The sequence below is a fragment of the Pectobacterium atrosepticum genome, assembly GCA_019056595.1.
Lineage (GTDB): Bacteria > Pseudomonadota > Gammaproteobacteria > Enterobacterales > Enterobacteriaceae > Pectobacterium > Pectobacterium atrosepticum.
On sequence record CP036163.1, the window covers coordinates 1327453 to 1349602 of the forward strand.

Annotated in this window: 18 protein-coding genes; 10 read left to right on the top strand and 8 right to left on the bottom strand. The window is 51.1% G+C overall.

The window, feature by feature from the left end; translation table 11 throughout:
- Nucleotides 1-107 precede the first annotated feature (107 nt).
- From purE to DCX48_06690, 4 genes are all read left to right on the top strand, one after another.
- Entirely contained in the window at nucleotides 108-617 is a 510-nt protein-coding gene (gene purE, locus DCX48_06675; protein ID QXE14223.1) for a 5-(carboxyamino)imidazole ribonucleotide mutase, read from the top strand.
- The gene (locus DCX48_06680; protein QXE14224.1) at nucleotides 614-1684 is read left to right on the top strand and encodes a 5-(carboxyamino)imidazole ribonucleotide synthase; all 1071 of its coding nucleotides are present in this window, start codon (nucleotides 614-616) and stop codon (nucleotides 1682-1684) included. Before purE ends, DCX48_06680 begins: the two co-directional genes overlap by 4 nt.
- 470 nt (nucleotides 1685-2154) lie before the next feature.
- Nucleotides 2155-3444, top strand: a complete 1290-nt coding sequence (locus DCX48_06685) for an HAAAP family serine/threonine permease (protein QXE14225.1) — start codon at nucleotides 2155-2157, stop codon at nucleotides 3442-3444.
- A gap of 194 nt (nucleotides 3445-3638) precedes the next feature.
- The gene (locus DCX48_06690) at nucleotides 3639-5006 is read left to right on the top strand and encodes an L-serine ammonia-lyase (protein QXE14226.1); all 1368 of its coding nucleotides are present in this window, start codon (nucleotides 3639-3641) and stop codon (nucleotides 5004-5006) included.
- Nucleotides 5007-5226: 220 nt separating this feature from the next.
- On the opposite strand, the gene DCX48_06695 is transcribed toward DCX48_06690, so the two are convergent.
- The 4 genes from DCX48_06695 to DCX48_06710 all read right to left on the bottom strand — a co-directional run bounded on the left by DCX48_06695 (nucleotide 5227) and on the right by DCX48_06710 (nucleotide 10436).
- Entirely contained in the window at nucleotides 5227-5664 is a 438-nt protein-coding gene (locus DCX48_06695; protein QXE14227.1) for a helix-turn-helix domain-containing protein, read from the bottom strand.
- Between the two features lie 129 nt (nucleotides 5665-5793).
- The gene (pstB, locus tag DCX48_06700; protein QXE14228.1) at nucleotides 5794-6609 is read right to left on the bottom strand and encodes a phosphate ABC transporter ATP-binding protein; all 816 of its coding nucleotides are present in this window, start codon (nucleotides 6607-6609) and stop codon (nucleotides 5794-5796) included.
- Nucleotides 6610-6624: 15 nt separating this feature from the next.
- A complete protein-coding gene (gene pstA / locus DCX48_06705) occupies nucleotides 6625-8271 on the bottom strand; it encodes a phosphate ABC transporter permease PstA (GenBank protein QXE14229.1) in 1647 nt (548 codons plus the stop codon).
- Complete coding sequence (locus DCX48_06710; protein QXE14230.1) at nucleotides 8268-10436, bottom strand: ABC transporter permease subunit; 2169 nt, start codon at nucleotides 10434-10436, stop codon at nucleotides 8268-8270. Before DCX48_06710 ends, pstA begins: the two co-directional genes overlap by 4 nt.
- Before the next feature lie 217 nt (nucleotides 10437-10653).
- Between DCX48_06710 and ppk1 the strand changes: the two genes are divergently transcribed.
- The 4 genes from ppk1 to DCX48_06730 all read left to right on the top strand — a co-directional run bounded on the left by ppk1 (nucleotide 10654) and on the right by DCX48_06730 (nucleotide 15136).
- Nucleotides 10654-12726: a polyphosphate kinase 1 gene (gene ppk1 / locus DCX48_06715; protein QXE14231.1), complete on the top strand. Its 2073-nt coding sequence runs from the start codon at nucleotides 10654-10656 to the stop codon at nucleotides 12724-12726.
- Nucleotides 12726-14261, top strand: a complete 1536-nt coding sequence (gene ppx, locus DCX48_06720) for an exopolyphosphatase (GenBank protein ID QXE14232.1) — start codon at nucleotides 12726-12728, stop codon at nucleotides 14259-14261. Before ppk1 ends, ppx begins: the two co-directional genes overlap by 1 nt.
- Before the next feature lie 235 nt (nucleotides 14262-14496).
- Entirely contained in the window at nucleotides 14497-14685 is a 189-nt protein-coding gene (locus tag DCX48_06725) for a putative motility protein (protein ID QXE14233.1), read from the top strand.
- Nucleotides 14686-14920: 235 nt separating this feature from the next.
- Nucleotides 14921-15136 carry a DUF2633 family protein gene (locus DCX48_06730; protein ID QXE14234.1) on the top strand — a complete coding sequence of 72 codons (216 nt, stop codon included), beginning with the start codon at nucleotides 14921-14923 and terminating at the stop codon, nucleotides 15134-15136.
- A gap of 190 nt (nucleotides 15137-15326) precedes the next feature.
- Here the strand turns inward: DCX48_06730 and DCX48_06735 are convergent, their stop codons facing one another.
- Both DCX48_06735 and DCX48_06740 read right to left on the bottom strand, forming a co-directional pair.
- The gene (locus DCX48_06735) at nucleotides 15327-15752 is read right to left on the bottom strand and encodes an organic hydroperoxide resistance protein (GenBank protein QXE14235.1); all 426 of its coding nucleotides are present in this window, start codon (nucleotides 15750-15752) and stop codon (nucleotides 15327-15329) included.
- Nucleotides 15753-15944: 192 nt separating this feature from the next.
- Nucleotides 15945-16394, bottom strand: coding sequence for a MarR family transcriptional regulator (locus DCX48_06740; protein ID QXE14236.1), 450 nt, complete (start codon nucleotides 16392-16394; stop codon nucleotides 15945-15947).
- A 219-nt stretch (nucleotides 16395-16613) separates the two neighbouring features.
- Here DCX48_06740 and mgtE point away from each other — a divergent pair, with 219 nt between their 5' ends.
- Entirely contained in the window at nucleotides 16614-18092 is a 1479-nt protein-coding gene (gene mgtE, locus DCX48_06745; protein QXE14237.1) for a magnesium transporter, read from the top strand.
- Between the two features lie 65 nt (nucleotides 18093-18157).
- Here the strand turns inward: mgtE and DCX48_06750 are convergent, their stop codons facing one another.
- Both DCX48_06750 and galT read right to left on the bottom strand, forming a co-directional pair.
- Nucleotides 18158-19321 (bottom strand): galactokinase, encoded by a 1164-nt coding sequence (locus tag DCX48_06750; protein QXE14238.1) that lies wholly within the window; start codon nucleotides 19319-19321, stop codon nucleotides 18158-18160.
- Nucleotides 19322-19330: 9 nt separating this feature from the next.
- Nucleotides 19331-20371 carry a galactose-1-phosphate uridylyltransferase gene (gene galT, locus DCX48_06755; protein ID QXE14239.1) on the bottom strand — a complete coding sequence of 347 codons (1041 nt, stop codon included), beginning with the start codon at nucleotides 20369-20371 and terminating at the stop codon, nucleotides 19331-19333.
- Between the two features lie 460 nt (nucleotides 20372-20831).
- Here galT and galR point away from each other — a divergent pair, with 460 nt between their 5' ends.
- Nucleotides 20832-21842 (top strand): HTH-type transcriptional regulator GalR, encoded by a 1011-nt coding sequence (gene galR, locus DCX48_06760; GenBank protein ID QXE14240.1) that lies wholly within the window; start codon nucleotides 20832-20834, stop codon nucleotides 21840-21842.
- Nucleotides 21843-22150 lie beyond the last annotated feature (308 nt).

Consider the following 22150-nt stretch of genomic DNA (forward strand, 5'->3'; position numbering starts at 1 on the left):
ATGGCGTGATATGCTCTACGCCCTCAACGCCAGACCCTCTCGTCTGGCCGACGCAATATTGGTATACCCGCGTCACGAACACGTACAATCACAGGAGCGTCACAGGCATGTCATCCAACGTTGCCCCGGCTAAAATTGCCATCGTCATGGGTTCAAAGAGTGACTGGGCCACTATGCAGTTTGCTGCGGAAATCCTCACCACGCTGAACATTCCTTTTCATACCGAAGTCGTTTCCGCACACCGGACGCCGGATAAACTGTTCAGCTTCGCTGAGCAGGCGGCACAAAATGGTTTTGATGTGATTATCGCTGGCGCAGGCGGCGCAGCACACCTACCGGGTATGCTGGCAGCGAAAACGCTGGTTCCTGTGCTAGGCGTGCCAGTACAAAGCTCAACGCTGAGCGGTGTAGACAGCCTGTATTCCATCGTTCAAATGCCGCGTGGTATCCCGGTCGGCACGTTGGCAATCGGCAAGGCAGGCGCAGCGAATGCGGCTCTGCTGGCCGCACAAATTCTCGCCCTACATGATAATGGTATCGCCGCTCGTCTGGCAGACTGGCGTCAGGCGCAAACGGATGATGTGCTGTCTCATCCCGATCCGCGGGAGGAGGCATGAAACCGGTCTGCGTATTAGGCAATGGTCAGTTGGGCAGAATGCTCCGTCAAGCAGGCGAACCGTTAGGGATTGCCGTCTATCCCGTTGGGCTGGATGCGGAGCCGGAATCGGTTCCGTTTCATAACAGTGTGATTACCGCTGAGATCGAACGCTGGCCAGAAACCGCCCTCACCCGCGAACTGGCTGAACACACGGCGTTTGCGAACCGTGATATTTTCCCACGTCTGGCCGATCGCCTGACGCAAAAACAGCTGCTGGACTCGCTGAATCTGGCAACCGCGCCCTGGCAATTGCTGGCCAGCGCCGATGAATGGCAACACGTCTTTGCTTCATTAGGTGAGCTCGCTATCGTTAAACGCCGCGTCGGCGGTTATGACGGCCGTGGGCAGTGGCGCTTGCGTAACGGCGAGCAGCAGACGTTGCCCGCAGACTGCTACGGTGAATGTATTGTTGAGCAAGGGATTAATTTTTCTGGTGAAGTCTCACTGGTTGGCGCCCGCAATACGCACGGTAAATGCGTGTTCTACCCGCTAACCCATAACCTGCATCAGGATGGCATTCTGCGTACCAGCGTGGCTTTCCCTCAGCCTGATCCGCAATTGCAACAGCAGGCTGAGCAGATGCTGTCCGCGATTATGAATGCGCTAGGCTATGTTGGCGTGATGGCGATGGAATGCTTTATTGTCGGCGACCATCTGCTCATTAATGAGTTGGCTCCACGGGTACATAATAGTGGACACTGGACGCAAAATGGCGCGTCGATCAGCCAGTTTGAACTCCATCTGCGCGCCATTCTGGATCTGCCGCTGCCGGTACCGGTCGTCGAAACGCCGTCGGTGATGGTCAACCTGATCGGCACTGACGTGAATATCGACTGGCTGGCGCTGCCGCTGGTACATCTGCACTGGTATGAGAAAGAGGTTCGTCCTGGCCGCAAAGTTGGACACCTCAATCTACCGTCGTCGGACACCGCACAATTGCAACACACCCTGCAATCGCTGGCACCTCTATTACCAGAGGAATACCACAGCGGTCTGGCGTGGGCAGAAGAAAAACTCACCGCCTGACAGATCGGTGGCAGTTACCCGGCAGGTTATGATCTGCCGGGTAACTATCATTACCGATACGTCCCCTAACAGAGAAAAACCATCATTACGCGTGACATCAGCAAAATTGCGTTTATTATTTCAGCTACCTTTTATTTTATTTACTGTTCATTATTTATCACTCGGAAATTAAATAAAGTATCAATAACGAGCCGTTAGAAATACTTAAAATAAAGTATCAATATTGATATTTTAATTTGCACGAAAATTTATTAAAATATTCCCCGTCAATTCATTTCTGTGATCGCCTCAATATTATTCGCTGACCACCACGATATAGAATGCCGCCACAAAACAGTATTGACCTGTTGACATAATTAGCAGTATGTCTTTTTCGTTTTTTAAACTCTGTAACGGCAAGTTGCCGATACTGTAATTTTTATACCCCAGTATGATGGGTATTAATGTGTTCACCGAGGAGAAACCAGTAAATGAGCACAATTCAAGATAGCAGCCACGTGTTAGAACAGGCTTCAGGATGGCGTAAAAGCGACACCGTCTGGATGCTCGGCCTCTATGGCACGGCCATCGGTGCGGGCGTGTTATTCTTACCCATCAATGCTGGCATTGGTGGTTTAATTCCGTTAATTATCATGGCACTGATTGCCTTTCCGATGACGTATTATTCTCACCGTGCATTATGCCGCTTTGTATTATCCGGCAAGAAAGGTGGCGAAGATATTACCGAAGTCGTTGAAGAACATTTCGGCGTTGGTGCGGGTAAATTAATCACTTTGCTTTATTTTTTCGCTATTTATCCGATCCTATTAGTTTATAGCGTCGCTATCACCAATACGGTAGATAGCTTTATTACTCACCAATTGCATTTACCTTCTCCGCCGCGTGCTGCGCTGTCATTAATATTGATCCTCGGGTTGATGTTTATTGTCCGCTTCGGTGAAGCGATGATCGTTAAAGCAATGAGTGTTCTGGTTTACCCTTTTGTTGCCGTACTGATGTTGCTGGCGCTTTATTTAATTCCGAACTGGAATACCTCTGTTTTTGAAAACATTTCTCTGAGTTCCAGCGTAACGGGTAACGGTCTGTTGGCGACATTATGGCTGGCTATTCCGGTGATGGTTTTCTCCTTCAACCACTCGCCAATCATCTCCTCTTTCGCCGTTGCCAAACGCAAAGAATATGGTGATGATGCAGAGAAGAAATGCTCACGCATTCTGTCTTACAGCCACATTATGATGGTGTTGACGGTGATGTTCTTCGTTTTCAGCTGCGTACTGAGCCTTTCTCCAACCGAGCTGATGGAAGCAAAAACACAAAACATTTCTATTCTGTCCTATCTGGCGAACCATTTTAATAGCCCGGTAATCGGCTATCTGGCCCCAGTAATTGCGACCATCGCGATCTCTAAATCCTTTCTGGGCCACTATCTGGGTGCGGGTGAAGGCTTTAACGGCATGATCGTGAAATCCCTGCGCAGCAGAGGAAAAACCATCTCCAGCACCAAACTGAACCGTATCACTTCACTGTTCATGCTGATCACCACCTGGATTGTCGCGACGCTGAACCCAAGCATTCTGGGTATGATCGAAACTTTGGGCGGCCCAATTATCGCGTGCCTGCTGTTCCTGATGCCGATGTACGCCATCCAGAAAGTCCCAGCGATGAAAAAATACAGCGGCCACATTAGCAACGTCTTTGTCACCCTCATGGGACTGATCGCTATTTCCGCCATTGTTTACAGCCTGCGCGATCTGCTGTAACCCCCCCACCCTAATTTAACGCCGGAACGTTGTTCTCTAGCTATACCCTAGATAATTCGAGTTGCAGGCAGGCGGCAACGACACGAATCCCCAGGAGCTTACTCAAGTAAGTGACTGGGGTGAGTGAAGGAAGCCAACGCACATGCGGCTTGAAGTATGACGGGTATCCGGCGTTTTTTTTCAAGGAAATCGCTATGGTCAGCGTATTTGATATCTTCAAAATCGGTATCGGCCCGTCCAGTTCCCATACCGTCGGCCCGATGAAAGCGGGTAAAATGTTCACTGACGATCTGGTGAACCTCTCCTTTATCTCATCGGTGACGCGTATCGTCGTTGATATTTACGGTTCGCTCTCTCTAACGGGAAAAGGGCACCACACCGATATCGCCATCATTATGGGGCTCGCGGGTAACCTGCCAGATAGCGTAAACATCGATAGTATTCCGGCCTTTATTCAACAGGTGAAAGACACCCAACGGTTACCGATACTCAACGGCCAGTATGAGGTCAGCTTCCCGCTGGAATCTTCCCTGCGTTTCCAACCGGAAAACCTGCCGCTGCATGAAAACGGCATGACTATTCGCGCCTACAACCAACAAGAGCTGGTCTATAGCAAAACGTATTACTCCATCGGGGGCGGATTCGTCGTCGATCAGGAAAATTTCGGCAAACCCAATTTGGCAGACGAAAGCGCGCCCTACCCATTCTTTTCTGCCCAGAAGTTGCTGCAACATTGTCACGATCACTGCTTGTCTTTATCCGCCATCGTCCTGAAAAACGAGATCGCGATGCATGGACGAGAAGCGCTTGAGCTCTATTTTGCCGACGTGTGGAAGACCATGCAGGACTGCATGCATCGCGGCATGAATACTGAAGGGGTGTTGCCCGGCCCATTACGTGTTCCGCGCCGTGCGTCAGCGCTGCATCGCTTGCTGTTCATCAACGATCGTTTTTCTAATGACCCGATGGATGCCATGGACTGGATTAACATGTTCGCGATGGCCGTATCGGAAGAAAATGCAGCGGGCGGGCGTGTCGTCACAGCGCCGACTAACGGCGCGTGCGGCATTATTCCCGCCGTATTGGCCTATTACGATCGCTACGTTCAACCCGTTACCCCAGAAGCGTATCTGCGCTACTTTCTGGCATCCGGTGCTGTCGGCATACTTTACAAAATGAACGCCTCTATTTCCGGTGCCGAAGTTGGCTGCCAGGGGGAAGTCGGCGTTGCCTGTTCGATGGCCGCTGCTGGTCTAGCTGAGTTACTGGGTGCCAACCCTGAACAAGTGTGCATCGCCGCAGAAATTGGCATGGAGCATAATCTCGGGCTGACGTGCGATCCGGTAGCGGGTCAGGTTCAGGTGCCGTGTATTGAACGTAACGCTATCGCCTCCGTGAAGGCGATCAACGCAGCAAGAATGGCAATGCGCCGTACCAGCGAGCCACGCGTATCGCTGGATAAGGTCATTGAAACCATGTATGAAACCGGCAAAGACATGAATGCCAAGTACCGAGAAACGTCTCGCGGGGGGTTGGCCATCAAAGTGGTTCTGTGCGAATAATATCCCCGTCATACTTCAAGCTGCTTGTGCGTTGGCTGCCGTTACTCACCCCAGTCACTTACTTGTGTAAGCTCCTGGGGATTCGCGCGGTTGCCGCCTTCACGCAACTCGAATTATTTAGGGGATCAATGGCGGATGAAAAACTGATTCTGTCGCGTTAAATGTCTGGCTGATTAACGCGACAATCGGGGGTTAATGCGAGTGATTTAGCATTAGCCCTTTATTTTTTATCGCTTTCAGGCAGCGACCAGACAATATTGTTTTCAGCCGCCGCGATGTACCAGTCAACGGTACTGTTAGCCGGCTTCTTGATATTTTCATGTTTGGTGAGCGCTTGGGCAGGAAACGTTGCGGCTTTCTTTCTGATACGCAGCGGCGTCTGTTTTTTCTCACCGCTGATCTGCGCATGGAAGGACTCTACTTCAGCGTCGAAGAGCACACCCTCAATCTGATGCAGACGGTTCAACCCACGCAAAATAGAGAGCAGGCTACTGAGCGTAATGGATTCGCCCATTTCAGCACGCTTGATCGTCGCAATCCCCAGTCCCGCCAGTTCGGCAAGATCGACCTGCGATAAACGTTGCTGAATTCTGGAGTCTTTTATTCTCCGGCACAGCTCGGTAATAATGTCGCCTTCGTTCATGGTACTGAATTTCATCTTACCCGCCACTTGCCAGAGTCAAAAACTTGCGCGCATTTTATCATCAATTTTTCAAATGGTACGGATAATTGATGAACGGTATCCATAATTTTTTTAGGTCATTTAATACGATGGATTGATGAAAACTCACCCAAATCGCCCAGTGATATAGTCCTCTGTACGCCGCTGAGTCGGAGAGGTAAACAGATCGTCCGTGCGGTTGTACTCAATTAATTTACCTTGATTGATAAACGCGGTGTAATCCGACACACGAGCCGCCTGCTGCATATTGTGCGTCACCAACACCAGCGTAAAGTGCTGCTTTAGCGTTCCCATCAGTTCCTCAACAATCAGCGTCGAAATCGGATCGAGCGCAGAGGTCGGTTCGTCCAACAGTAGCACTTCTGGCTCAATGGCGATCGCCCGAGCGATCACCAAACGCTGCTGCTGTCCGCTAGATAGCGTGAGCGCATTGTCACTCAGCCGATCTTTTACCTCATGCCACAGCGCCGCCGCCCGCAGCGCACGCTCAACGGCATCATCCAGTAAGCGACGATCGCGCAGCCCCTGCAATCTCAGGCCATAAATCACATTTTCATAAATCGACTTGGGAAATGGATTCGGGCGTTGAAAAACCATACCAATCCGACGACGTAACACAGCAACATCCAACTGCGGGTCGTTAATGGGCATACCGTTCAGTCTGATATCGCCTTCAGTACGGCAGTCATCCACCAGATCGTTCATGCGGTTAAAGCAGCGTAACAGGGTGGATTTTCCACAGCCCGATGGGCCGATCAGCGCCGTGACCTGATTCTTCGGAATACGAATCGAAATATCGTTCAATGCCTGTTTATTACCATAGTACAGATTCAGATGTTCCACGGTTAACGTCGTCTGTTCATCACTCAGTTGATGAACATCAGGCAGCGGTGCCATCTCCTTTTGTGTCATAAATCCCATAACTTCATCCTACTTTCAGAGTGATAACGAACGATATTTCTCACGCAGAACATGGCGGATCCCAATCGCCGCAAGGTTTAACCCGACCACAATCAACACCAGTAGCAGCGCGGTGATGTACACCAACGGCCTTGCGGCTTCCACATCCGGGCTTTGGAACGCCAGATCGTAGATTTGGAATCCCAGATGCATAAATTTTCGCTCAAGATGCAGATAAGGAAAAATGTCATCAACCGGTAAGACTGGCACCGACTTCACCACACCGACCAACATTAGCGGCGCAGTTTCCCCTGCGGCACGCGCAACGGCGAGGATCAGGCCCGTCATCATCGCGGGAATTGCCATTGGTAACACGACATGCCACAGCGTTTCGGCTTTGGTGGCTCCCAGCGCCAGTGAACCCTGACGAACGGACATCGGGATGCGTGACAACCCTTCTTCCGTCGCCACAATCACCACCGGCAGCGTCAGCAATGCCAGCGTCAGTGACGCCCACAGCAGCCCCGGCGTACCAAACGTCGGGTTCGGCAACGCTTCAGAATAGAACAACTGATCCAGCGTGCCACCGATGAGATAAACAAAAAAGCCTAACCCAAACACGCCGTAAACAATCGATGGTACCCCAGCCAGGTTGACTACAGCAATTCGCACCCAACGCGTTAAACTGTTTTTCCCCGCGTATTCATGCAGATAAACCGCAGCGATCACTCCCAGCGGCATCACTACGATGGACATCAGCACCACCATCAGTACTGTGCCAAAAATGGCAGGAAAAAGATGACCCGCACTGTTGCTGTCCGGCGAATAGTGCACCAGCATGTATTTCGCCTGCTCGCCCCAGTGGCTGACTTTATCCCACAGGTTCATCGCATTCGGATACCAGGCCTGTTCAATGTCCCTGAGCGGGATAAGATGGACACTGCCGTTCGCATCCCGTAGCTGCACGGTATCGCGATTAATGTCCAGATTGAGTGCAGTTAACTGACGTAACAGCTCATCGAAACGGCGTTGCAGTTCAGTACGCTCAGCCTGAAGACGCGCCAGCGCCTGATTATCAAGCGTTTTGGTTTGCTGCCGCTTTTTTTCTTCCAACCGCAGCGTCTCAAACTGCTGGTTGATCTTCGCCATCTCACCCATGCGGATGGCCTGCGTCTTCGCCAGCAATCCCTGCACCTGCTCGACGCGGTGCTGTAAGGTTGCAGGTAGATCCGTCGCTACCAGCGGCTGCTCACCTTCCAGCATTCCAGCCAAATAGCCATAGGCCGTACCATTGTTCGTCCGCTTCAACACCAGAATGTCGGCGGGCTGATCAAAACGGGCTATATCGCGCGACAGCAGGGAGCGAAAGCTCTGCCCGTAGATTTCACGTTGGCCAATTTTGATCAAATAGCGTGTTTCAGACTCCCTAGACGGCGAGGTTAAACCGGCCTGTTCCAGTTGCTGAGGCGAAAGCGTCTGCTCTGCATAAATTTCTCCCACCAGTGCACGTTGCATACCCGGTTCAGTCTGTAGCGTCAGCAGCCAGACGGGCTGCGGCCAGAGATAGCGCATTCCCTGCCCAGCCAGCAGCACGATAATTGTCAGCATTGCCAGCAGGCTAATAGAAATTGACGATGCCGTCAGCCACACCCAGGGCCTTCCCGAACGGAACCAGCGCTTCACGCATTTTCTCCTTCATCACGGTAGCGTTGGCGTAAGCGCTGCCGGATAGTTTCAGCCAGCGTATTCACGATGAATGTGAAAACAAACAGCGTTAACGCCGTTAAAAACAGCACCCGATAGTGGCCGCTGTTCGTTACCGCTTCCGGCATTTCAATGGCGATATTCGCCGCCAGCGAACGCAAGCCCTGAAGCAGACCCTCATCCATAATCGGCGTATTACCCGTCGCCATGAGCACAATCATGGTTTCCCCCACGGCGCGGCCGAAACTCAGCATCAGCGCGGCGAAAATCCCGGCGCTAGCAGACGGCAGTACGACACGCCACAAGGTTTGCCACGCCGTCGCCCCCAGCGCCAGCGATCCCTGACTTAAGCGAGTTGGCACACTGAACAGAGCATCTTCCGCCAGCGAAAAAATCAGCGGAATCAGCGCAAAACCGAGAGCGACACCCGCCACCAGCGTATTGCGTTGCACGAAATCATCGCCCAACCACTGGTACAGCGGCTGGCCCAACACCGCTATTTCGATAAGCGGGGCAATCCAACAACCCGCCACGAATGTCAGCAAAATAGCAGGAATAAGGAATAGCGCATCCCAACCGACAGGGAAACTGACGCGCCAGCGCGTCGGCAGGCATTCAATCAGCCAGCCGCAGCCGATCACAGCCAGCATCCATAAAATCGGCATGACCAGAATAGCGGATAGATACGTCGCAAAATGCGGTGCCAGCCAGATGGCCGCAATCAGGCCGACAACGACAGTCGGCAGCGCGCCCATGATCTCCAACGTAGGTTTAATCCAGCGTCGCAGCGTCGGCGACATAAAGCAGGCGGTATAAATCGCGGCAGACAGCGCCAGCGGCGTGGCAAACAACATGGCGTAAATCGCGGCTTTCATCGTGCCCAGCATCAGCGGCATCATGCTGAATTTGGCCTGATAGCTGTCATCCGCCGACGTAGATTGCCAGATATAAGCAGGCTCTGGGTAGTTCTCATACCACAGCTTTTGCCACAACCCGCGCCAACCAATGTCGGGATAGGGGTTATCAACCTGATAACGATGCAAACCTTGCGCGGTTTCAACCAGCATGGCAGAACCACGCGGTGAAAATGCCAGCCCCAGCGCATGAGCGGGTAATGTTTGCGTCAGCAGCGCATGCGACTGCTTGCTAGCAAACAGCGACAGTTCACCCTGTGCGTTCAACGTGGCGAACACCCGCCGCTGCGCCTCCGTTGCCAGCAATACAGATTCCCCCGCGACGTGCGGAAACTGACGCGTTTCCGTCAGCCTGGCACCCTTTTCGCTCGGGACCTCAAACCATTGGCTAATACGCCCGTCAGCGGCCTGCACCAACAACGATCGCCCACCGGACAACAACGCCAGATGCAGAGGTTCTGCCAGTTGCAATTGCCGCTCTTCCCGCAGCGTCAAGGCGCTTGCGCCCACCTGCCACAACATTAAGGTATTGCCGCTGAGCAAATACACTTGCTGCCCGTCTGGGGTCAGCAGCAGTTGGTTAATCGTACCCGTCGGAAGCGTAATCACAGCCCGTTGCCGCACGCCGCTTTCATCAACATCGGCAACAATCAAAGCATTTTCTTGCCCAATCGCAGCCACAACGATACGTTTTTCGCTCACGGATGCTATCGCTAAATGGCGCAACGGCTGCGCAGGTAGCCCAAGCGAATACGCCTGCTCACCCAGCGGATAATCCCAGACAGGAGGACGGTTTTCCGTACGCGACAGCTTAGGCTGAACGAAAAGCAGGCGGCCGTCAGGCTGGCTCAAGGCATAAACCTGCCGCTCACCCTGACTTTGTGCCAGTAAACTCAGCGCGGGAACCAGTTGAATACGCGACATGGGCTGATTTTCCACAAACGGAATAAACTCACCATAGCCTTGGGCATCGATGCGAAACCCGATTTGCCCATTGTCGCTGAGGCCCAGCGCCAGCGACGGTTCTGCACTGTGGCGCTGAACCGTTTTTTGCCCGTTAACGGTAGGAGAAAGGAACAGTGGCGTCACGACATACAGCAGATAAAAGAAAATTAACAACAGCATAGCGAGTACCAGCAGCCCGCTGCCCGCAACAATGCGGTGAGTCAATCGATCGACCCACGCTCGTCGACGATCTCGATACTGTGATGTGTTGACTGTTTTTACCATTGTTCTCGCCGTTAAAGTGAAGCCGCCAGAGTCGTGTTGTTAACGTATTGCGGGTAGCATATGTTGCCTTTACGCCCATAATATGACAATGGTAAGTCTGTCTATGAATTAGATTTTATCGTCATCAACACGCCATAATGTTGTTGTACCCTATCTCAACAACGGAAGGGTATGAATATTGGATGAACCTTCAGTACATGAGTTGAGCGGAGTGACAATGGGTCAGGACAAACTCTACATAGAGAAAGAATTAAGTTGGTTATCCTTTAATGAACGAGTACTTCAGGAAGCAGCAGATAAAAGCAATCCGTTAATCGAACGCATGCGCTTTCTTGGGATTTACTCCAGCAACCTTGATGAATTTTATAAAGTCCGTTTTGCCGATTTGAAGAGACGCATTCTGATTAACGAAGAACAAGGTCTCGACGGCAATCTGCGACATCTTTTAGGCAGAATTCAGGCTCGCGTACTAAAAACCGATCAACTCTTTGACAGCTTGTACAACGAACTGCTGCTGGAGATGGCGCGTAACCAGATTTTTTTGGTCAATGAGCGTCAGGTTTCCCCTAATCAGCAAGAGTGGCTGAGGGAATACTTCCGGCAATATCTGCGCCCGCACATTACGCCAATACTCATCTTTAACGAGACCAATTTGGTGGAGTTCCTTAAGGATAACTACACCTATCTTGCCGTCGAAATTATTCGTGGCAATGAGATCAGTTACGCCTTGTTGGAAATTCCTTCGGATAAAATACCACGCTTCGTCAACTTGCCGGCAGAAGCGCCACGCCGTCGTAAGACCATGATCCTCATCGATAACATCCTGCGTTACTGTCTGGATGATATCTTCAAGGGCTTCTTTGATTATGATGCACTGAACGCGTATTCCATGAAGATGACACGCGATGCGGAATACGATCTGGTCACGGAAATGGAATCTAGCCTGTTGGAGCTGATGTCCTCTAGCCTTAAGCAGCGCCTAACCGCCGAGCCGGTAAGGTTCGTGTATCAGCGCGATATGCCAGACGCCATGGTCAAGATGCTACAAGAAAAACTGGGGATCTCTTCCTTTGACTCCGTCATCCCCGGCGGGCGTTACCATAATTTCAAAGACTTTATTTCTTTCCCGAACGTCGGACGCGCCAATCTGGTCAACAAATCCTTGCCCCGTCTGCGGCACACTGGGTTCAACCGGTTTCGCAATGGGTTTGATGCGATTCGTGAGCGCGACGTTCTACTCTATTACCCGTATCACACCTTCGAGCATGTATTGGAGTTGCTGCGACAAGCGTCTTTTGACCCCAATGTACTGTCCATCAAAATCAATATTTACCGCGTCGCCAAGGATTCCCGCATCATTACCTCAATGATTCATGCGGCGCACAATGGCAAGAAAGTCACGGTAGTCGTAGAGTTACAGGCGCGCTTTGACGAAGAAGCGAATATTCACTGGGCCAAGCGTCTAACCGAGGCTGGCGTGCACGTAATTTTCTCGGTGCCCGGATTGAAAATTCACGCCAAGCTGTTCCTAATCTCCCGCCGTGAGGGAGAAAACATCGTGCGTTACGCGCACATCGGCACCGGTAACTTCAACGAAAAAACGGCCCGTCTGTATACCGACTATTCGCTGCTGACCGCCGACGAACGCATTACCAACGAAGTCCGTCGCGTCTTCAACTTCATTGAAAACCCCTACCGTCCGGTCAGTTTCGAGCACCTGCTGGTGTCTCCGCAAAACTCCCGCGACAAGCTTTACCAACTGATCGATACCGAGATCGAAAACGCGCTGGCTAATCGTGATGCAGGCATTACGCTTAAGGTAAATAATCTGGTGGATAAAGGGCTGGCGGAAAAGCTGTATCAGGCTTCCTCGGCAGGCGTGAAAATTAATCTGCTGGTACGCGGTATGTGTTCACTGATCCCCAATCTGCCGGGGATCAGTGAAAATATTCAGGTCATCAGTATTCTTGACCGCTATCTGGAACACGATCGGGTGTATGTCTTCAACAACGGCGGGGACAAAAAAGTCTACCTCTCCTCCGCAGACTGGATGACACGTAACATTGATTATCGCATTGAAGTCGCAGTGGAAATCCTTGATCCCATTTTGAAAAACCGCGTACTGGAAACGCTGGATATTCTGTTCAGCGATACGGTGAAAGCCCGTGTCATTGATAAAGAGTCGAGCAACCGCTATGTATCACGCGGTAACAAGCGTAAAGTACGCGCGCAAAATGCCATTTACGACTACATCAAGGCGTTGGAGCAACCTGGAGATAAGCCTGAATAATGCCGTTAACGAACAATGAAGAAATCGAGATGAAACCGCAAGAATTCGCGGCTATCGACCTGGGCTCCAATAGTTTTCACATGGTGATCGCACGCGTGGTAAACGGTGCGCTTCAAGTGTTGGGGCGTTTAAAACAGCGAGTACATCTGGCCGACGGACTAGACAACAAAAGTATGCTTAGTGAAGAAGCCATTCAACGTGGCCTAAGCTGTCTGGCACTGTTTGCTGAACGTCTGCAGGGTTTCCCGGCAATGAACGTCTCCATCGTCGGAACACACGCGTTGCGTCAGGCTGCGAACGCGCAGGAATTTTTGCGTCGCGCGGCGGACATCATTCCCTATCCGATAGAGATCATTTCCGGCCATGAAGAAGCCCGCCTGATTTTTATGGGTGTGGAGCATACGCAGCCGGAAAAAGGCCGCAAGCTGGTCATCGATATCGGCGGTGGTTCTACGGAGCTGGTTATCGGTGAAGATTTCGAGCCGATGCTGGTAGAAAGCCGTCGTATGGGGTGCGTCAGCTTCGCACAACAGTTTTTCCCAAATGGTGAAATTAGCGAAGCCAACTTCAAGCGCGCCCGACTGGCTGCGGCACAAAAACTGGAGACGCTGTCCTGGGAATACCGTATCTATGGCTGGAAATTCGCCCTTGGTGCGTCAGGAACGATCAAAGCCACGCATGAAATTCTGGTAGAAATGGGGGAAAAAGACGGCCTGATTACCCCCGAGCGGCTGGAAATGTTACGCACGCAAATCTTGCAATTTAAGCACTTCAAGGCGCTGAGCCTGCCGGGGCTGTCCGAAGACCGTCAGTCGGTGTTAGTGCCAGGTCTGGCTATCCTTTGTGGCATTTTCGATGCGCTGGCGATCAAAGAGTTACGCCTGTCTGATGGTGCATTGCGCGAAGGCGTGCTGTACGAAATGGAAGGTCGTTTCCGCCATCAGGATATTCGTATCCGTACTGCGCAGAGCCTGGCGACCCATTATAATATCGACCGTGAGCAAGCGCGACGCGTACGAGAAACCACGCAACAGCTTTATGCTCAATGGGCAGAGCAAAATCCTAGTCTGGTACACCCACAGCTTGAGGCCATCTTAAACTGGGCTTCCATGCTGCATGAGGTCGGATTGGGCATTAATCATAGTGGCATGCATCGCCATTCCGCCTACATTCTGCAAAATACCAACCTGCCCGGCTTCAATCAGGAACAGCAGCTTGTGCTGTCGATGATCGTGCGGCTACACCGTAAAGCTATCAAGCTGGAAGAACTACCACGGCTAAATCTGTTCAAAAAGAAACAATATTTGCCACTAGTGCAACTCCTGCGCCTTGCCACGCTGTTGAACAACCAGCGTCAGGCAACAACAACGCCGGAATCGCTACAGCTACATACCGATGACAATTATTGGACGCTGACGTTCTCACACGACTTCTTTACCAACAACACGCTCGTACAGTTAGATTTGGAACGCGAACAGGAATATTGGCAGGACGTCACCGGCTGGAAGCTGGTGATTGAAGAAGAAAAAGCCTGATTGCTGAAAACGTTGCGTGGATAATCCGAGCCTACGCAGGACGGTCCAGCGGCGGAAAAACGTGCAATTGGGCCTGCCAGTTAGGGGCGATTAGCGTAAAGTTTACAGGGATGGTGCCGATACCAAAATGATGGTTGGCAAGAGTTTTTGCTAATATCATCATGCAACTTCGGCGGAAAGGTACGCTTCCTTTCCATGCCGGATATGGATCCAACTCAGTATTAAGGAGAGTAAAATGGATGTATCACAGATTGCATCATTCGCTGCCGACCTCAGTACGATGCGTACCAGCAGCGAGGCGAGTGCAATGATGGTGAAAAAATCAATCGATAATCAAGAAGCTGTCGTTTCCGGTATTTTGAAGGCATTACCACCTCTGCCAGCAAATCCGGCGATTGGGCGTAACGTCAATACCACGGCGTAATTCCCTTGCACCACACAACCCGCTTATTGGTTTTTGAGCGGGTTTTTGGTGCACCCTTGCCACCACCTCATACCCTTTCCTCTTCGCGCGAGTCCCTAATCCCACTCCCCTTGCACCGAACGTGCGAAAACCGGATCAACCATCATCTTTTTCACTTCGGCAGATTGACCTCGCCTACTGCTTGTGCCTAAATAAACAACAGCGAATGTTCGCTTTCACAGAGGATTAACTGGTAATGTCCACGCTTACCCACAAACGGCGATTATCGATACGCCCACGACGAAGTGGCTCTCGGATAGCTAGTGCCGTTTTGCTCATCAGCTTCATCATTCTTTTAGGCCGTTTTGCTTACTCCACCATCACCGCGTTTGGTCATCACCAAGACAAACAGCAGCAGCGTGCTGAACAATTACTGCTTCCTACCAGCGTACTCATCAAACAGAAAGAGTAGCACTTAACTAATCCGCCCTTGATATGCGTTTTTTCCTCATAAGGTTTATTACCTTCGTATTTTCGTGCCCGTTATTCACGCCTGCACCAACTGCCCATTCAGGATATATCGTACAAATAAAAAAACGGCAGTGCGAATCTTCGCAGCCACCGTTTTCATCGATCGGTAATACGCTTACTTCACGCCGGACTTAGACGACAGTCAGGGTCACGTCGATGTTGCCACGCGTTGCATTAGAATATGGGCAAACGATATGGGCTTTCTGCACCAGATCTTCAGCCACTGCGCGATCCAAGCCTGGCAGGGAAATTTTCAATTCAACTTCAATACCAAATCCTGTTGGGATGGCACCGATGCCTACGCTACCGTTTACCGTGGTATCAGCAGGTACAGCGATTTTGTCACGGGCACCGACAAACTTCATCGCACCGAGGAAACAGGCAGAATAGCCAGCGGCAAACAGCTGCTCTGGGTTAGTTCCCTCACCGCCTGCGCCGCCCAATTCACGTGGGGTTGTCAATTTAATATCAACCGCGTTATCGGAAGACACCGCACGACCATCACGACCACCGGTAGCCTGGGCATGAGCAACGTATAATACTTTTTCAATAGACATAATGTGACTCCAGATTGTTAGGAAATGGCCTAAGGCAATAGCGATACTGCTCAGGTTTTATTTACATAGCGAAAAATCAAATCGCACACTACTTAATTGATTGAAAATGAATCGATTAATCAAAAATAAACTGCTTAAAAGCAAGATGCTAACTAACATTCTTCTCGGTGCACAAGGCAACCACTAAAATCGTCAAAGATTCCCGATAAGGCTCTTACGCAGCGTCTCTAAATCTTTTTTGATCGTCTGTAACTGTTCAAGATGACATTCCGTCGCACAAAACACGCTTTCAGGAATCGCTCGCGCCTGTTGCTGAAGTGCCCGTCCAGCTTCGGTTAACCCGATCAGCACCTGACGTTCATCTTCTGTTCCCCGATTACGCACCACTAACCCTGCGCTTTGCAACCGCTTGAGCAATGGTGTTAGCGTGGCGGAATCCAGATACAGCCGCTCACCCAGTTCAGATACCGTCAACCCATCACGTTCCCACAGTATCAGCATGACCAAATATTGGGGATAAGTCAGATTCAACTCAGACAGCAAACGGCGATACAGCTTATTCATTGCCAGATTGGCTGAATACAGTGCAAAGCACAGCTGTCCATCCAGTTTGTAAGCGTTGTCGTTCATCGTCTCTGCCATGGGTGTCTGTTACGTTTCTGAGATTGACTCTATATCGCCAAATATTAAATAGCAAACGATTTAGTTTTGCGTTAGGTAAAAATCGCCATAAAAAACACGCAAGAACGACATCAATACTTTTTTCAGACTGCAATTCGCCGGTAATCCTATTCTTAATCTACTGATTTTGCGCTACGTTTAATCAAACACGGATAAAAAACAGATCGAGCACAAAACGTTATGTCGAGTGTAAAAAAACTTACCAACCTCCGGCGCCGTATCTCCCTTCTGCTGTTGGAAAACAAAGAACTGGTTGAAGACATTATCAACCGGCAACCGCGTATAACAGAACGCGACGACGCGAGGCTAAACGACGAGACAGCGTCTAGCAAAAAAACGACGCTACGCGACAAGAGTATTTTTCTCGACCAAACTGCAGAAATAAGTCAACTTATCATTGATTTACATGCTGCCGACCTGGCCGATTTGCTGGAATCGTTACCACAGGATGAGCGTCTGGCGCTCTGGCGGCTGATTCCGATAGCGAAACGTGGCCGCGTGTTGATTGAGGCCTCCGACAGCATTTCCGACGATCTGATCGGTGATATGCAGGATAAGGAAATTCTGAGGGCAGTTCGGGTACTGGATGTGGATGAACAGGCTCAACTTTCTCGCCTCGTCCCTCGTCATCTGCTAGGCCGAATACTGACCTCACTTGAGCCGAAGCAACGTGCGCAGCTACGTGCCGCCATTAATTATGATGAAGACTGCCTCGGCCACATGATGGATTTCAAACTCATCACCGTGCGCGCCGACGTCACGCTCGCGACAGTACAGCGCTATCTGCGCTACCGCAAAAAGATTCCCAACTCCACCGACAAACTGTTCGTAACCGATCGTAAAAACACGCTGATCGGTGAGCTGTCGCTGGCCAATATCTTGCTCCACTCGCCTCAGGCTTTAGTGACTGACGTTATGGATGCTCAGCCGTTGAGATTTCAGCCTGAAGATAAAGTCGAAGAAGCCGCCGGGGCTTTTGAACGTTACGATTTAATCTCCAGCGCCGTGGTAGACAGCAAAGGGAAACTCATGGGGCGTCTGACGATTGAAGATATCGTCGACGTTGTGAATCGGGCAAGCGACAGTAACCTGCGACGCTCAGGGGGATTAACGCCTTCTGAAGATGTCTACGCGCCCGTGTATAAATCGTTCCGCAATCGCTGGGCGTGGCTAGCCGTCAACCTTTGTACCGCGCTCATTGCCTCGCGGGTTATCGGCCTGTTTGAGCACACGTTATCCCATTTAGTAGCACTGGCGACGCTTATGCCAATTGTCGCGGGTATCGGTGGGAATACCGGCAACCAAACAATCACCATGATTGTACGCGCACTGGCACTGCATCAGCTTGAACACGGCAAAAAATCGTATCTGCTGCTCAAAGAATTAGGCGTTGCGCTGGTAAACGGGGTGATATGGGGCACGATTATGGGCGTGGTGACCTTCCTGCTCTATGGCAACCCCGCTATGGGTGGCGTGATGATGTTGGCTATTCTGCTGAATTTACTGCTCGCTGCGCTGATGGGGGTCGCCATCCCACTGGTCATGATGAAACTCGGCCGCGACCCAGCCATCGGTTCCAGCGTGATGATTACGGCAATCACCGACACTGGCGGCTTCTTTATCTTCCTTGGGCTGGCAACGGTGTTCCTGTTGCCTTAAGCCGGATCAATGTAAAAAGGGCTTTACGCATAAAGCCCTTTTCGCTTGCTATTATCGGCCGAGACTTAATTCAAGCGACCAGCACCGTCTGATGCGTGGCACAGGTAGATTGACGGCTGAAGCCCGGTACGCGCCGGATATTCACGCTCGATCACCTGTTTGACTTCGTCGGTTAACGCCGAAGGAATCAGGGCAACAATACAACCACCGAAACCACCGCCGGTCATGCGCACGCCGCCCCGTTCTCCAACATAATCCTGAATCAGATCCACTAACGTATCGATCGGCGGCACGGTAATTTCAAAATCATCACGCATGGAGACATGCGATTCCGCCATCAGCGTAAATAAGCGGTGAGCATCCTGACGAGCCAGCGCATCGGCTGCTTCCAGCGTGCGGCGATTCTCGGTAATAACATGTCGCGCACGGCGAACGGCTACCGGATCCAGCCCCTCGATTCCCGCCTCAAACTGCGACAGTGATACATCACGCAGCGCCTTGACGTTAAAGTGACGCGCAGCCGCTTCACACTGCTGGCGGCGCGTGTTGTATTCGCTATCCACCAATCCACGGCGCACATTGGAATTCACGATGAGGACGTCGACACCGTCAAGCATACGCACAGCACGTCCCTCCAGAGAGCGACAGTCGATCAACATCGCCTGACCCGCGCGTCCCTGAGCGGAAATAAACTGATCCATAATGCCGCAGCTACAGCCGACAAAATGGTTTTCCGCCTGCTGGCCGTTTAACGCCACGTCCAACTGGCTAATGTCCAAGTTATTCAGTTCTTTAAACGTTTGCCCGATCGACACTTCCAGCGAAGCCGATGAACTCAGTCCAGCGCCGGAAGGCACGTTACCGGAGACAACCATATCCATGCCGCTAAGGGGTAGACCGCGCGCCAGCAAAAACTTCACGGTTCCACGGATATAGTTTGCCCAGACGTATTCAGAATGAGGCACGATCGCTTTGGCAAGATCAAACTCATCCTGCTGGTTGTCATAATCCACTGCCACTACCCGCACGATGCCATCCTGACGCACCGCCGCACTGACGACCGTCTGGTAATCGATAGCACACGGCAACACAAAACCATCGTTATAATCGGTGTGCTCACCAATCAGATTGACCCGGCCGGGTGCCTGAATCGCAGCGTGCGGCGCATAGCCAAATAATCGGACAAAAACAGACTCGGTTAACTGACGTAGAGAATCAATACGGCTCATAAAATGACCTCAAATTTGCTCACGGAAATGGATATCACTCACGCTGCGTAAGCGTTCAGCGGCTTGCTCTGCCGTCAGGTCACGCTGTGCTTCGGCCAACATTTCATAGCCGACCATAAATTTGCGCACGCTGGCGGAACGTAATAACGGGGGATAAAAATGGGCATGCAACTGCCAGTGCGCGATGTCCCCGTCCTTAAACGGTGCACCATGCCATCCCATCGAATAAGGGAATGAACACTGGAACAGGTTGTCGTAACGGCTGGTCAGCTTTTTCAGAATCAGAGCCAGATCGTCACGCTGAACGTCATTTAGCTGTGGTAATCGCTGCACCGCGAATTTGGGCAGTACCAGCGTTTCAAACGGCCACGAGGCCCAGTAAGGAACAACCGCTAACCAGTGCTCGGTTTCCACTACGATGCGCGCACCGTCAGCCTGCTCTCGCTGCACGTAGTCCAGCAATAACGGCGAGCCATGGCGAGTAAAATAGTCCCGCTGCTGTTCATCTTCACGCAGCACTTCGTTCGGCAGAAAATCATTTGCCCAAACTTGCCCGTGTGGATGGGGATTAGAACACCCCATCATCGTCCCTTTATTCTCAAATACCTGCACCCATGGATAGCGCTTGCCCAGCTCCGCGGTTTGCTCGCTCCATGTATCGATCACAGCTTTCAGCGCTGACAGCGAAAGCTGTGGCAGGCTTTTACTGTGATCGGGAGAAAAACAGATCACACGACTGACACCACGGGCTTGCTGCACGCGGAACAGTTCATCATCACCCGACGGGGCATCCGGCGTGTCTTCCATCAGTGCCGAAAAATCATTCGTAAAAACAAACGTACTCTGATACTGCGGGTTGATATCGCCAGTAATACGTTTGTTGCCCGCGCATAGATAACAAGTCGGATCGTAAGGCGGTGGTGTGGCACGATCGGGTTCATCCTGCTGGCCTTGCCAGGGGCGCTTGGCCCGATGTGGAGAAACCAGAATCCACTCGCCTTTCAGCGGGTTAAAACGGCGATGCGGATGTTCAGTTGGCTCAAACTGCATAAGCTATTCCTCAATACAAAACACGAATTCGGTACAGCGATGGCGACAACCCCAATGGTGTGGCGCTAACAACCCGTCGGCGGGATGGAAGAGACGTTGGGTACACCTGTACATCTAGCCAGAAAAACCCATCAATGTAATCAGTTTCACTATATGCCATGGATAAAACAGCTGTAATAATGCTGAATAAAGATAGGAAGCTATCGTTTAGCTATCATATAAGTGTAATCGGTTACCCTAAATTTAAACCTCAGATTGATATTTTGGAAGAGAGAAATGGCCGATGATTGTTGATAGCGATCACATAAGTACGGTCTGGATCAAAAAGGAAAGGAGGTCGGATAGGTAACATCCGCAAAAAACCTGTACATTTATAAATATAAGTAATCGATTTTTTCTTTTAACTTGCGCGTTAGGCTGCGGTCCGCCTCACCACGCATTTGACCGTTCAGGAATGCCAATGGCCACAATAAAGGATGTTGCTCGTCTATCAGGGGTATCAGTCGCTACGGTTTCGCGAGTAATCAATAACTCACCCAAAGCCAGTACAGCCTCAAGGGAAGCCGTACACAAAGCCATGGAGGAGCTGCGATATCATCCAAACGCCAATGCCAGAGCGCTCGCACACCAAAGTGCAGAGACAATGGGGCTGGTCGTTGCGGATGTATCCGATCCATTTTTTGGGACGATGGTCAAATCTGTCGAACAAATTGCACAGGCAACCGGCAATTTCTTGCTGATTGGTAACGGCTACCACAATGCTGAGCAGGAAAAGAAAGCTATTGAGCAGTTGATTCGCCACCGCTGCGCGGGACTGATCGTTCACGCCAAAATGCTTTCAGATGAGGAATTGGCAGCGCTGATGAGCCATATTCCGGATATGGTGCTCATCAACCGCACCTTGCCCGGTTATGAAAACCGCTGCGTTGCGCTTGATGACCGCTATGGTTCCTGGCTGGCGACACGTCATTTAATTCAGGAAGGCCATCAGAAGATCGGTTTTCTCTGTTCTAATCACCAAATTTCCGACTCCGTCGACCGCCTGCAAGGCTATATGGATGCGCTGCAAGAGCACGGCATCGCACGAGATGAACGCCTCATTGCACGCGCATCACCAGATGAACTAGGCGGTGAAGCCGCCATGATGGAGCTCCTCAGTCGGGGCGGCAACATGACGGCAGTGGTGTGCTACAACGACTCTATGGCGGCGGGTGCACTTTCCGTCCTGAGTGATAACAGCATCAACGTACCGCAAGATATGTCGGTGATAGGATTTGATGACGTATTGATCGCTCGCTACCTCCGCCCTCGCCTGACCACCGTACACTACCCGGTGTCCGCCATGGCCATTCAGGCAGCAGAATTAGCTATCGCGTTATCCCACGGTAAACAACTCAACGAAACCACGAATATGTTTAGCCCGACGCTGGTACGCCGTCATTCGGTAAGCCCCCCTATCAGCAAGAAATAACGGCCTTTCATCAATGCTGCTTGCCTGATGCGATATTCCGCGTCAGAACAGGCAGCGGCGCCATTGCGTTCCTGAATTCACACACCTTGTTTCCTCTCTTCCTTCAGCAGACACGCTTTCCTTCTATTCCAGAAATATTTCCTATTCAGCATCGCATTACACCTTTTATGTAACGTTTCCGATTCTGGTATAAAAAAATTTTATGCTGCATTTGAGGCACACAAGCAAAATGTGTAACCAGTTACACACCATTAGATAGCGAATAACATCAGGTTAACGTTAATAAATAAACCGAAAGTGGCCTATAG